The sequence below is a fragment of the Eggerthella sinensis genome, from assembly GCF_003339815.1.
Classification (GTDB): domain Bacteria; phylum Actinomycetota; class Coriobacteriia; order Coriobacteriales; family Eggerthellaceae; genus Eggerthella; species Eggerthella sinensis.
This window is the reverse complement of the sequence record NZ_PPTT01000028.1, coordinates 42,905-55,877: the sequence shown is the minus strand read 5'-3', so window position 1 is coordinate 55,877 and position 12,973 is coordinate 42,905. Positions and strand designations below refer to the sequence as shown.

Sequence of the window (12,973 nt, the reverse complement as noted above, 5' to 3'; positions counted from 1 at the left end):
GGCTTGCGGGGGAATTGCGCGGGGGCGAGGGGCGCGGCGCGCGGCTCCGCTGCAACGCTCTACATCAGCTGGTGGAAGCCTTCGATGAGCACCGGCACGAGCGCCGAGCAGATGACGCCGTTGAGCACCGAGAGCACGACGGTCTCGCCGTTCGTGCAGCGGATGAGCATGGGCAGCGTGGTGTCCTCGCTCGTGGCGCCGGCGGGCGCGATGCACGTGGGATAGTTGAGGTGCTTCGCGATCCACGGGATGCTGAAGAACGAGACGAGCTCGCGCAGCAGGTTCGCCAGAAAGGTGATGGAGCCCACCTGCGCGCCCGCGATGTCGGTCATCATGACGCCCGCGAGGCTGTACCACCCCAGGCCCGACGCGACGGCCGCGCCCTCGGGCAGCGACATGCCCGCGAGCGGCGCGCACACGAGGCCGCCCGCCACCGAGCCCGCGACGATGCCCGCGGGGATGATGAGCACGCGCACGTGGTACTGCCGCAGCTTGCCCACGAGGCCGCGGCTGCCGCCCACGCTGATGCCGACGAAGAACATGAGCGCGAAGAGAACGGCCTCGGAGTGCCCGGCCACGAAGTCCACCGGGGCGAGCGGCACGCCCGCCAGGCCGTACGCCACGCCGAGCGCGAGCGCGCCCACGGCGACGGCGATCATGGCGGCCTCGCCGCGCGACGCGGGCTCGGCCGGCGCGTCGGCGTCCTGAGCCGCGGCCACGCGCGGGCCGGCGGGACGGCGGGCGATGTCGGAGAGGAACAGGTTCGTCAGCCCGTACACGGCGATGGTGGAGAAGGCCACGGGCACGAGGCAGAACAGCACGCTCGCCCACCCCACGGTTCCCAGCTCCTCGAGGAACGCGTCGCGTCCGGCCAGCAGCACGCCCATCGAGAAGATGAGCAGCGCGGTGGCCGCCAGCGTCAGCTTCTCGTTGAGTCCCTTGAGCCGCGCGGGGAACACCGTCGCCCCCACGAGCACGCCTGCAACCATCACTGCCAGAATTTCCACGACGTCCCTCCCCCGCCGCTCGGCGCACGCGCGCCGAGCGGGTCGATCTTCGGTGAAGGAGTCATCTTAGCGCATCCGAGCGCTTCCGGGAGGGGGTTTTCCCGCCCGCGCGGCCGCGCGCAGCACGAGCTTCGCCGCACCCGCGAGGACGAGCAGCCCTGCGCAGGCCGCGAGCACGAGCGCGACGTCGGGAGCGAAGGCGAGCAGGTCGCGCCAGGGCGTGCCCCACGCGAGGGGCAGCAGCAGGATGCCGGCCGGCAGCGCGCCGTGGAGCGCGAGGCCCGCCGCGAGCGCTCGGCGCGACCGCGGCCGCGACCGTCGCGCCGCTTCCGCGCGCCGACGGTTCCAGCGGCCGACGAGCAGCAGGGGCGCGCCGCTCGCCAGCAACGCAACGGCGTACAGCACGTCGGTGCGCTGCCGCCACAGCGCCGTCCACGAGCTGTCCACCGGCTCGCCCGCACCTCCGATGGCCACGCTCACCACGCCCCCGGCCAGGTCGAAGAAGCGGTTGTTGCCGCCGGCGTTGTCGTTGGCGTCGCCGAGCACCACCACGCCGATGCCGCGCTCGGGCAGCAGGCACATGCTGGCCACGTAGTTCTCCACCTGCCCGTCGTGCGACAGCACGAGCTCGCCGTCGTCCCAGTAAAACGACGTCCACCCCATGCCGTAGTACGTGTCGCTCGCAGGGTCGGGCACGCGGTCGAAGAACAGCTCGCCCACGCTTTCGGCGCTCAGCAGGGACGTGCCGTCCGCAGCCGCGCCGTCGTTCAGGTACATCTGCAGGTAGCGCGCCATGTCCTCGACGCTTGCGGCCACGTACCCCGACGCGGGGCCGCCCCACGCGTCGTCGCCTTCCGCATGCCGGAACCCGTCGGCGAGGTGCAGGCCGAACCAATCGCGATGCCCGGGAGCCATGCCGAGCGCCGCCGCCTCGTCCGCATCGGCCGTCGAAGCGGTCATGCCGAGCGGCTCGAGCACGTGCTGAGAGAGGTAGGTTGCGTACGCCTCGCCCGTCGCGCCCTCGATGACGCGGCCGAGCAGATCGTAGTTCGCGTTCGCGTAGGAGAAGGTGCCGAAGGCGTCGCCCACCTGCGCCTCGGCGAGGGATTCGTCGTACCCGAAGCCGCTCGTCTGGTTGAGCAGGCTCCGCACCGTCACGTCGTCGGGCACGTCGTAGCCGGGCGCGTAGGACGAGGCGGGCGCGTCGAGGTCGACGAGCCCCTGCTCCACCAGCTGCATGACGGCCACCGCGGTGAACGACTTGCTCAGCGAGCCGATGATGAAGGGAGCGTCCGCGCCGGGGCAGTCGCCGAACGTGTCGAGGTAGCGCACGCCGTAGGCGTCCACCACGGCCACGGCCACGCCGGGCACGCCCGTGAGGGGCGCGTTTTCACGCAGGTAGGCGTCCAAGCGCACCTCGAGCGCCGCGCCTGTCGGCTCGAACCCTTCGGGCGGCGCGGTCTCGTCGAGAGCGTCGAGGTCGATGGCCGCATCGGCATCGTCGGCCTCCGGGTCGTCGGCGTCGTCGGCGTCGTCGGGGGCGGCCGCCGCATCGGCGTCCTCGCGCTCGCTTTCGCCCTCGAGCGCCACGCCTCCGCCCCCGGCCAGCGGCGGCTCCGCCGTCGCCCGCGCCGCGCACGCGGGAAGCAGCAACGCGCACGCCAGAAGCGCGGCGGCCGCGAGGGCTATCCGTCCCGTCCGCGCCATCAGAAGCTGCTGTACACGAACTGCACCGGCTCGTTCATGCCCGAGAACACGAGGAACCACCCCGCCAGCACCGCCATCGCCACGACGGACGCCGCCACGAGAACGCCCGGCACGCAGGGGCGCGTCGCCACGGCCGTGCGCACGGTTTCCGCAACCTGCTTCACCCGCGCCGTCACGAGGCCGCCTCCCCCGCGCCCGCAAGCATCGCGCCCGCATTGCCGGCCGCGTCGAGCCCCTCGGCCGCACCGAAGGAGCCGCCGCCGAGGAAGGCGTCGTCGCGATCGTGCACGAAGTCGTAGAAGGCCTGCTCGATGCGCACCCATCCGCGCCAGCCGGGGTGCACGGTGTCGCACAGGAAGTACTTCTCGTACTCGCAGGACGAGAAGTCGGCGTAGGCGGCGCCGGCCTCGTCGCACAGGCTGCGGATGCGCTCGTAGTACGCCTGCCGCTCGCTCGCGGGCACGCCCTCGCGGTCGTACCAGGCGCCGTGCACGGGCAGGACCACCACGAGCGGCTCGAGGCCCACCTCGCGGCACACGTCGAGGAAGCACGAGAAGTCGGCGTACTCGTCGTCGGCCTCCGAGAAGTTCTGACCGCGCTCCACGTCGTAGGCGGAGTTCTTCTCCCAGTACGCGTCGTAGATGCCGTAGTCGTTCGTCGTGCACGCCTCGTCGCCCGATGCGTCGGCCTGCGCGAGCAGCGCGTTCCAATCGGGCTCGCCCGTGGATGTCCCGGCGGCGCGCACGGGGCTTTTGAGCGGCGCCTTCTCCACGACGCCCGGCAGCTGGGCGCGCAGGCTCAGGTCGTCGGCGAGCATGCCCGCCACGTTGTTGACCGCGTCGAGCACGGTGTCGCGGTGCGCGGCGGCCGTCGTCTTCGCGTCCACGCCCAGCTGCTCGACGCGCGAGCGCACGTACGCCTTCGTCTCGTCCGAGATGTTCGGATTGTCGACGAACTGCCGGTACAGCGTCGACGAGAACTTCGAGGCGAACTTGTCCTGGTCGCCGTTGTTCTTGAAGAACCACTGCGGCGACACGACCAGCATCACCTTCTTGTTCTGCACCGCGCTGCCGTACGCGCCGGCCGCGATGGCCTGCCACAGGCTCTGATCGTAGGCCTCGCCCACGTACGTGAGATCTACGCCGCCCACCTGCTCGCCGAACACCGCCTGCGGACACTGCGCCACCTTGTCCTTCGAGATGAAGAACTCCGACGACCCGAACGCCAGATGCCCGTCGTCGCTCATGGTGGACAGCGTGAACGCCGTGCTCTCGGACTTCACGCCCGAGTACACGTAGTCGTACAGGCGCGCGGGGTCGTGCGCGTCCTGCGCCGGCAGCACGAAGTACGCGCCCGTCAGCACGAGCGCGGCCACGAGCAGCCCGACGAGCACGCTGCGCAGAAGCGCCGTGCCCGTTGGCGCCGCGCCCCGGTTGTTCGACGGCTTCGTCATCCTAGAGCCTGATCTCCACCTGGTGGATGATGAGGTTCACCGTGTTCATCTCGTCGCGCTCCACCTCGGTGGGCGCGATGCACACGTCGAAGGCGTCCTCGATGTCCACCAAAAGCTCGATGGCGCCCATCGAGTCGAGCAGCCCGAGGGCGAACAGGTCCTCGTCGCGGCGGACGCGCACCTCGTCGTCGCCGCACACCTCTTCCAGAATGTCGAGCATCTTCTCCTCGAGGTACGCATGATCCGTCTCAGCCATGGAACGCTCCTTTCACGAGCATCGTTATCTGCCCCGAGAACAGCGCGAACCCGAACATCACCAGCTGCAAGGTGACGAACCAGGACAGCGCCTTGAACGCGGGGCTGTTCTTATGCCTCTTGTAAAACTTCGATTTCTTCTGGAACGCTTCCGTGCCGGCCAGCAGCAGGCCGTGGAACAGGCCGTACAGCAGGTAGTTCGCCGTCAGGCCGTGCCAGGCGCCCATGAGGGCCATGTCGAACACGAAGCCCCAGCACGCCGTGGTCAGGCGGCTCGCGAACCAGCGCTTCTTGAGCGCGAACCGCGAGAAGCGCATGAACACGAAGTCGCGCAGCCAGAACGACAGCGTGATGTTCCACCGGTTCCAGAAGTCCTTGATGTCGAGCGCGGCGAACGGGGCGCGGAAGTTGCGCGGCGTGCGGATGCCGAAGCAGTAGCTCGCGCCCATCGCCATGAGACTGTAGCCCGCGAAGTCGAAGAACAGGTACAGCCCGTAGACGTACGCCGTCTGCACCTGCGCGGCCAGCTCGGTCAAAAACGGCCCCGAGCCCCACGTTGCGGGGACGTAGAAGCGGTGCAGCCACGCAGCCACCACCAGCGTGTACACGAGCCCGACGAGCAGCAGCAGGATGCCGCGCGCCAAGAGGCCCGCGTACTCGTCGCGCGAGCGCCGCGCTCGGGCGTCCTCGGCGAAGCGCCGCGACCGGTCGATGGGGCCCGACGTGAACACGGGGAAGAACAGCAGAAAGTACAGGTAGTCGAACAACCCGCACTCCTTGATCACGCCGTCGCGCACCTCGAACAGCACCTGCAGCGCCTTGAACGTGATGTAGGACACGCCCATGAAGCCCAACAGGTTCTGATCGAACACCGCGCCCGCCTTCGCCGACACGAGCGGCAGCAGCGTGAGCGCGAACGCGACGGCGAACCGCCGGTTGGAATGCGGCGCGGCCAGCACCCAGCGCATCGACAGCGTGGCCACGACCACGAAGCCCGCGGCGGTGATCAGGCCCCCGACGTCTTTGCAGAACAGGCATGCCAAAAACGCGACCGAGGCCGCCATGCCGTAGCGCGCAAGCGGCTTCTCGCGCAGGCCGAGGAAGGCGGCGCCCGCCACAGCCAGCGCAAGCAGCACGAAGAAGCTCGGATCGGCGTAGAACGTCATCGACGGACCCCATGCCTCACGCCTCGGCCAACGCCTTGCGATCCACCTTGCCGTTGCAGGTGAGCGGCAGCTCGCCTACGAACGACACGGCGCGCGGCACCATGTAGCCGGGCACGCGCTCGGCAAGCCGCGCCTTGATGAGGCGGCCGATTTCGAAGTCGGTGCCGGCGGGGCGGTCGTGCAGCACGACGCATGCCTTGAGGTACACGACGCGCTCCTTGCGGCGCACGGGCACGACGGCCGCCTGCTTCACGAGCGGCAGCGCGCCGAGGTTCTCCTCCACGTCCTCGAGCTCGATGCGGAAGCCGTTCACCTTCACGAGCGAATCGAAGCGCCCGTCGCAGTACAGCATGCCGTTTTCGTCGAGGTGGCCCGCGTCGCCCGTGCGGTAGCCGCGCGACGGCGCGCCGTCGGAGAGGCGCGTGTCGAAGAACGCCGCCGCCGTCTTCTCGGGGTTGCGGAAATAGCCCTTGGCCACCGTGTCGCCCACGATGACGATCTCGCCCGTCTGCCCGGCGGCGCAGGGTGCGCCCGTCTCGGGATCGACGATGCGCAGCTCGGTGCCGGGACGGGCCGTGCCCACGGGCAGCGGGCGCGCGTCGGCCAGCTGCGCCGAGCCGATCTCGACGTAGGTGACGGCCACGGTCGATTCGGTGGGGCCGTACGTGTTCGCGATGCGGGCGCGCGGGAAGCGCTCGCGCAGGGCCGCAGCCGTGGAATGGCGCAGGGCCTCGCCGCAGAACAGGAACAGGCGCACGTCGGGCAGCATTTCCTGGGAGAAGCTCTTGTCGGCCAGGCACAGATCGGCGAACGACGGCGTGGACGTCCACACCTCCACGCCCGACGAGCGCAGGTCGGCGAACAGGGCGCGCAGGTCCTCCGTCTCCTCGCGCGCGACGGCGTGCAGGCAGCCGCCGGTGGACAGCGCGCCCACCACTTCGTATTCGGACAGGTCGAAGGAGTACGGCGGCTGATCGAGGAACACCCGGCCGCCCTCCGCTATCACGGGAAACGTGCGCACCCACGCCATGAAGCAGGCCACGTTGCGGGCGCTCACCTCGATGCCCTTCGGCCGGCCGGTGGAGCCGGACGTGAAGATGAGGTACTGCGTCTGGTCGCCCGTCACCCATGTGCCGCGGTCGGGCACGGCGACGGGATGGGAGGAGCCGACGACCGCGCGCGCGTCGAGCACGCGAGCGGGAGGGAGCGCCGCGGCAAGGGGAGCCGGCACGGGCACGGTCGTCAGCACGAGCGGGTCGCCGAGCTGGGACATGATGTCCACGAGGCGCGACGGCGGCATTTCCACATCCACGGGAACGAAGGCGTGGCCGCTCTTGAGGCAGCCGAGGAAGCCCGCGCACATGAGCGCCGATTTGTGGCCGAGTACCACAACCGGTTCGCGCCCGTCCGTGCGCGCCGCCACGGCGGCGGCGATGCGGTCGGAGGCGGCCCACAGCTCGCCGTACGTCATCGTTCGGCCGTCTGCGGCCTCGAAGGCCGGTGCGTCCGCGTGCGCGCGCACCTGTCGTTCAACGGCATCAAGCCATTCGTCGTTCTTCGCCATGGTTGTTCCACCCCGTCTCTCGCATACCGCTGTCGTTGCGACAGCTTCGACTGCTCTCGGGAGAACCTAAGCCGCAAATATCGACAGAATATCTACGGCGGGCGCCGGTCACGTTTTGCGCACATTTCGATCACCGTTTCGACGTTTTCAGCCGCGCTGCCAAACAAGCCGCCGCGGGGCGCGGGGCGCGTGCCGTATACTGGACGGAACGAAGAGAAAGCGAGCCCATGCAGCCCACCATCTACATCGACGCTGACGCCTGCCCCGTCACCTCCGCCGCCCTCGCCGTGGCACGCAAGAACAAGGTGCCCGTCGTCATCGCGGGCAACGCGACGCAGAACCTGGCGCGCCACATCCGGCGCGACGACCCGCGGCAGCCCGGGCCGGGGTTCTGGGTGGACACGCTGGCCGTGGGCATCGGCGCCGACGCGGCCGACTTCGCCATCGTGCAGGAGCTCGAGCCGGGCGACATCGTGGTGACGCAGGACATCGGCCTGGCCGCCATGGTGCTGGGGCGGCGCGCGCGGGCCATCGGCGTGCGCGGGCGCGTCTACACGCTGGCCACCATCGACCTCGACATGCACATCCGCCACGAGGAGAAGAAGGTGCGCCGTCAAGGCGGGCGCACGAAGGGGCCCGCCGCCTTCGAAGACGACGACCGCGAGCGCTTCGCCGCGAACCTCCAACGTCTCGTCGACGAGGTGCGCCGCGAAGAGGCGTAGCGCGAAGGAACGCTAGCGCACCGTGACGAAGGAGGCGTACTCCTCCGCGTGCGGGTCGGTGGTCTCCCCGTCGAGGCCGAACATGAGCTGCCCCACGTAGACGTTCGCACCCGGCAGCTGCGAGGGCTCTCCCAGCTTCACGCTCCGCGGGTCGCCCTCGTCGGGCCCGAACGAATCCGGGCCGCACACGACGAAGAACAGTGGAGCGCCCGTCTCCCGATCGAGCACGCTCGTCGTATGGCCGATCTCGCCCGAGCCGTCGTTCATCATACGCGCGTAGTCGTCGTACTCGATCACGCAGGACGCCGCGAGGTCGGTGGGCAGCTGCAGCGTATAGTACGGCGTCTCGTACGTCTCCGCAGGCGCCGCCGAGCAGCCCGCGACCAGGACGCCTCCCGTCAGCACGGCGCACAGCGCGAGCCCGATCGATACGCGGTTCCTTGCACCCATGGCGTTCCTCCTAATTCGCGATCTGCATGTTTTCCCAGTACGCAGACGAGGTGTCGTCGTTGCCCACGATCACCTTCGCGCGCAGGACGTCCTCGGACGGCAGGGCCGAGAACCCGATGATCACGCCGTCCATGCCCCACTGCAAGCCCTTCATGCCGTACAGGCGGCGCTCCACGAACAGGGTGGACACGTACAGTTCCGTGCCGTTCTCAATCGCGCCGCCGCCGTCGTCGATGCGAAACTCGAATCCGTTTTCGCCGACGGCCGAGATCACCGTGCCGGTGATCGCGTAGGGGCAATCGTACGACGCGAGGATGTCGTCGAGGCTTCGCTCGGGGCCGCCTTCGGGACGGTAGTAATCGCTGATCTCGACGAACACCTTCTGCGCGACGATGACCCCGTCCGCGCAGGCCTCGGTCGAGCGTATTTGCACGGTCTCCCCCACCGCGAGCTCGTCGAACGGGACGTCGAAATGCTCGGCCGCTGCGCATTCGACGGTCACGTGCTCGCCGGTCGCAAGGTACTCGGTCGAATCCGTCACCGCCAGCTCAAGCGTTTGCGCCGCCGCGTCGATGGATGCGATAGTGCCCGTGGTATGGTAGGAATATCCCGACTGCTCACGCGGAAGCGGTTCTTCGTCTTCAGGAACCGAAGCGGCAGGCGCATCGGGCAGCATGCGCATGAACAGCGGGCCTTCGGGCGTGGCGTACGACACGCGATCCTTGTCGAGCCATACGGGCGTGACCACCTTGACGGTGCCGTCGTCCTGCACGGTTTCCTCGGGAACGTCCAGCCGGGCCGTGCTGAACAGCATGGTCGGAAGCAGCACGAGCGCGCAGAGCACGGCGTATCCCGCAACGCGGTAGTCTTTGCTCGGCCCCGCTGCCGCGCCTATGGCGGAGAACGGGATCGCGACGAAGCACGTGGCCAGCACGCAGAAGGTCGGCACGTCGTACACGACGTTGCGCACCTCGAGGCCGTGCGCCCGCGCGTAGGCTGCGCATACGAAGAAGAATGCGAGCGCGAGCGCACTGAGACCCGCCGACGCAACCAGCACGATGATGCAGGCCGTGCGCAGGGGTTGCCGCGGCGCAGGGTCCGGGCACGCGGCGGGCGCGTGCCGCGGCGTTGCGGGCTCATCTTCGCGCTCACCGCGCGAGCGCCATACGATCTCGCAGACCGCCCGCTGGAACACGGCCGCCGCAGCCAGCGCGGCCGCCACGAAAACGAGACCCTGGATCGCGAAACCGAGCAAGGTCGAGGAAAAATCGAGCATGCCGTTTGCCGCCAGCGCCCACGAGACCAGGACGAACGCGAACTCGCCGACGACCAGCTTCGGGGAGCGGCGCAGCCATCGCTCGTTGCTTCCGAGCGCCCAAGCCGCCGGCAGCACCAGGCCGAGGCCGGTGTACAGCATGAACATCGTGTAGTTCCATACCCACAAAAGAGGGCTCGGGCTATAGCCGAGCATGCTCGGCAATCGCAGGGCGTCGCTGCCCATCTGGACGCACATCATCGTGACGAACACGACGAGCGCTTCGAACGCGACCGCACGCGAAGGGCCGCACGAGGGCTTGAACGCCGCCCACACCATTAGCGTGGCCCCCATGGCGGCGGCGAACGCGAAGAGTTCGAGGAAGCCGGGGTGCGACGAAGGCACGACGAGCGACATCAGCCACGCCACGAGCACCGCGACGAGCGTCCCCGCCAGCGCGTAGCCCGCCCGAGCGAGCATCGAGCCGCTCGCTCTACTCATCCCGCTCGGCCTTCAGGGCTTCGAAGGCGGCTTGCATGGTGGGGTTGTTACGGGTGAGGCGCTTGATGGTGAGGTCCTGCGCCTTGTTGTTCGCCAGGCGCAGGTTGTTCTCGGACGACAGCAGCGCGTCCTTCGTCTTCTGCAGATGCGTGATGGTCTTGTCGATCTCGTCGATGGCCGTCTGGAAGCGGCGGCTTGCCAGGTCGAAGTTGCGGCCGAAGCCCGCCTTGAACGTCTCCATCTGCTCCTCGAAGTTCGTGATGTCGATGTTCTGGTTGCGCACGACGGCCAGTTCGGACTTGTAGGCGAGCGCGCCCATGGACGCGTTGCGCAGGATGGAGATCATCGGGATGAAGAACTGCGGGCGGATGACGTACATCTTCTCGTAGCGGTACGACACGTCCACAATTCCCTGGTTGTACAGCTCGCTCTCGGGTTCGAGCAGCGTCACGAGCACGGCGTACTCGCAGCCCTTCTTCGCGCGGTCGGCGTCGAGCTTCTTGAAGAAGTCCTCGTTCTTGTGGCGATGCGACGAGTCGTCGGACTCGTTCTTCATCTCGAACATGATGGACACGATCTCGGTGCCGTCCTCGTCGCATTCGCGGAAGATGAAGTCGCCCTTGCTGCCCTCGGACGCATCGTTGTCCTTCTCGAAGTACGCGCGGGGGAACGCCGTGGCGCGCAGCTTGTTGAACTCCGTCTCGCAGTGCTGCTCGAGCGACTCGCCCACCATCTTCGTGGACAGGCGCGCCTTCATGTCCTTGTAGCGCTCGATCTCGCCTTCCTTGTACGCGATGATGTCGTCCTTCGCCTTGAGCTCGATGGCCAGCTGCTCCTTGAGGGCGCTCTCGCATTGGCGCTTCTCGGCCTCCTTGAGGGCCGTCTGCGCGGCCAGCGCGTCGCGCTCGCGCTCGAGCGTCGAGCGCACCTCCTGCACGGCCAGCTGCTTCTCGGTTTCGAACGCGGCGGTCTGCGCGGCCACGCGCTGCTCGAGCTCGGCGATGCGGGCGTCGCGGTTCGCCACGGCGTCGGCCATGGCGCGCTCGAGGTTGGCCTGCGCCAGGCGCGCCTCCTGCTCGCGGTCGCGCGCGGCGGCTTCCAGGCGCGTTTCCAGCTCGGCGATGCGGGCTTCCTTCTCCGTCACCGCTCCCTGGGCTTTGCCGAGCGCCTGCGCCACGGCCAGCTCCACCGCCTGCCGCTTCTCGGTTTCGAGCAGCTCGGCATGGCGGCGAATCTCCTTGTCGAATTCGGCATCGCGCACCTGCTTCACGATGGCGGCGAACCCGGCTTCGTCGATGGTGAACACTTCCCCGCACCGAGGGCATTTGATCTCGTTCATGCAAGCTCCTTCTCATCTCATCCTCCGATTCTACCCCATCGCCGCGCGCTTCACGGCCCCATGTTCGGGACAGCCGCGCTTCTTCGGCATGCATTTCGTCCTTTCGGCGTGCTGTTTTGTTTCGAATCGTTTAACAAAGCGCGGTCGGCGCGCAACGCTGTCTATAATGAAGCCCGTAAGAGTACCCGCATGAATGGGAGGTCCGCCAAGATGGGTTACGTTGATAACGTCATCGAGCAGGTCAAGGAAAAGAACCCGAACGAGCCGGAGTTCATCCAGGCCGTCACCGAAGTGCTGTCGTCGCTGAAGCCGGTCATCGAGTCCAACCCCGCCTACGAGAAGGCCGGTCTGCTCGAGCGTCTCGTGGAGCCGGAGCGCGTCGTCATGTTCCGCGTGCCCTGGGTCGACGACGAGAACAACGTGCATGTGAACCGCGGCTACCGCGTGCAGTTCAACAGCTGCATCGGGCCCTACAAGGGCGGCCTGCGCCTGCACCCGTCGGTGAACCTCGGCATCATCAAGTTCCTCGGCTTCGAGCAGATCTTCAAGAACAGCCTGACCACCCTGCCCATGGGCGGCGGCAAGGGCGGCTGCGACTTCGACCCGAAGGGCAAGTCGGACATGGAGATCATGCGCTTCTGCCAGAGCTTCATGACCGAGCTGTTCCGCCACATCGGCGCCGACACCGACGTGCCGGCCGGCGACATCGGCACGGGCGCCCGCGAGGTGGGCTTCATGTTCGGCCAGTACAAGCGCATCAAGAACGTGTGGGAAGGCGTGCTCACCGGCAAGGGCCTGTCCTATGGCGGCTCGCTCGCCCGCACGCAGGCCACGGGCTACGGCCTCATCTACTTCGTGCAGGAGTACCTGAACTGCCACGACGACTCCTTCGAGGGCAAGACCGTCGCCGTGTCCGGCTCGGGCAACGTGGCCATCTACGCCACCGAGAAGGCGCAGCAGCTCGGCGCGAAGGTGGTCACCATGTCCGACTCCACCGGCTGGATTCACGACCCGGCGGGCATCGACCTCGACCTCGTCAAGCAGATCAAGGAAGTCGAGCGCGCCCGCATCTCCGAATACGCCCAGCGCAAGGACGGCGTCGAGTACCATGAGGGCCGCGGCGTGTGGAGCGTGCCCGTGGACATCGCGCTGCCGTGCGCCACGCAGAACGAGCTGCTCATCGACGACGCGAAGCAGCTGGTGGCCAACGGCTGCAAGATCGTGGCCGAGGGCGCGAACATGCCCACCACGATGGACGCCACCGACTACCTCATGGAGAACGGCGTGGTGTTCTGCCCCGGCAAAGCGGCGAACGCCGGCGGCGTGGCCACCTCCGGCCTCGAGATGTCGCAGAACTCCGAGCGCCTGTCCTGGACGTTCGAAGAAGTGGACAGCAAGCTGCAGGGCATCATGAAGAACATCTACCATGCTGCCGACGACGCGGCCAAGGAATACGGCCACGAGGGCAACTACGTCATGGGCGCCAACATCGCCGGCTTCAAGAAGCTCGCCGACGCCATGATGGCCCAGGGCATCGTGTAAGCAACGTCTGAC

12 protein-coding genes are annotated in these 12,973 nt (G+C 68.1%); 2 read left to right on the top strand and 10 right to left on the bottom strand.

The window, feature by feature from the left end; all coding sequences use genetic code 11:
* Positions 1–59 precede the first annotated feature (59 nt).
* From C1876_RS13945 to dltA, 7 genes are all read right to left on the bottom strand, one after another.
* Entirely contained in the window at positions 60–1,007 is a 948-nt protein-coding gene (locus C1876_RS13945) for a LysO family transporter (RefSeq protein ID WP_114547334.1), read from the bottom strand.
* A gap of 66 nt (positions 1,008–1,073) precedes the next feature.
* Complete coding sequence (locus C1876_RS13940) at positions 1,074–2,714, bottom strand: serine hydrolase domain-containing protein (protein ID WP_114547333.1); 1,641 nt, start codon at positions 2,712–2,714, stop codon at positions 1,074–1,076.
* Positions 2,714–2,890, bottom strand: coding sequence for a hypothetical protein (locus C1876_RS17650; RefSeq protein ID WP_158544700.1), 177 nt, complete (start codon positions 2,888–2,890; stop codon positions 2,714–2,716). Before C1876_RS17650 ends, C1876_RS13940 begins: the two co-directional genes overlap by 1 nt.
* Positions 2,887–4,167 carry a D-alanyl-lipoteichoic acid biosynthesis protein DltD gene (dltD, locus tag C1876_RS13935; RefSeq protein WP_114547332.1) on the bottom strand — a complete coding sequence of 427 codons (1,281 nt, stop codon included), beginning with the start codon at positions 4,165–4,167 and terminating at the stop codon, positions 2,887–2,889. Before dltD ends, C1876_RS17650 begins: the two co-directional genes overlap by 4 nt.
* Position 4,168: 1 nt before the next feature.
* Positions 4,169–4,423, bottom strand: a complete 255-nt coding sequence (gene dltC, locus C1876_RS13930) for a D-alanine--poly(phosphoribitol) ligase subunit DltC (protein WP_114547331.1) — start codon at positions 4,421–4,423, stop codon at positions 4,169–4,171.
* Positions 4,416–5,588: a D-alanyl-lipoteichoic acid biosynthesis protein DltB gene (gene dltB, locus C1876_RS13925; RefSeq protein ID WP_114547330.1), complete on the bottom strand. Its 1,173-nt coding sequence runs from the start codon at positions 5,586–5,588 to the stop codon at positions 4,416–4,418. The genes dltC and dltB overlap by 8 nt, the downstream gene beginning before the upstream one ends.
* Before the next feature lie 16 nt (positions 5,589–5,604).
* On the bottom strand, positions 5,605–7,152 hold the full coding sequence (gene dltA / locus C1876_RS13920; protein WP_114547329.1) for a D-alanine--poly(phosphoribitol) ligase subunit DltA: 1,548 nt from the start codon (positions 7,150–7,152) through the stop codon (positions 5,605–5,607).
* A gap of 227 nt (positions 7,153–7,379) precedes the next feature.
* On the opposite strand from dltA, the gene C1876_RS13915 reads away from it, so the two are divergent.
* A complete protein-coding gene (locus C1876_RS13915) occupies positions 7,380–7,874 on the top strand; it encodes a YaiI/YqxD family protein (RefSeq protein ID WP_114547328.1) in 495 nt (164 codons plus the stop codon).
* Between the two features lie 12 nt (positions 7,875–7,886).
* Here the strand turns inward: C1876_RS13915 and C1876_RS13910 are convergent, their stop codons facing one another.
* The 3 genes from C1876_RS13910 to C1876_RS13900 are packed head-to-tail and all read right to left on the bottom strand — an operon-like array spanning position 7,887 to position 11,419.
* Positions 7,887–8,324 (bottom strand): hypothetical protein, encoded by a 438-nt coding sequence (locus C1876_RS13910; protein ID WP_114547327.1) that lies wholly within the window; start codon positions 8,322–8,324, stop codon positions 7,887–7,889.
* 10 nt (positions 8,325–8,334) lie between these two features.
* Positions 8,335–10,080: a hypothetical protein gene (locus tag C1876_RS13905; RefSeq protein ID WP_114547326.1), complete on the bottom strand. Its 1,746-nt coding sequence runs from the start codon at positions 10,078–10,080 to the stop codon at positions 8,335–8,337.
* Positions 10,073–11,419 (bottom strand): DUF2130 domain-containing protein, encoded by a 1,347-nt coding sequence (locus tag C1876_RS13900; RefSeq protein ID WP_114547325.1) that lies wholly within the window; start codon positions 11,417–11,419, stop codon positions 10,073–10,075. Before C1876_RS13900 ends, C1876_RS13905 begins: the two co-directional genes overlap by 8 nt.
* A 210-nt stretch (positions 11,420–11,629) precedes the next feature.
* Between C1876_RS13900 and gdhA the strand changes: the two genes are divergently transcribed.
* Entirely contained in the window at positions 11,630–12,961 is a 1,332-nt protein-coding gene (gene gdhA, locus C1876_RS13895) for an NADP-specific glutamate dehydrogenase (RefSeq protein WP_114547324.1), read from the top strand.
* Positions 12,962–12,973: the final 12 nt, after the last annotated feature.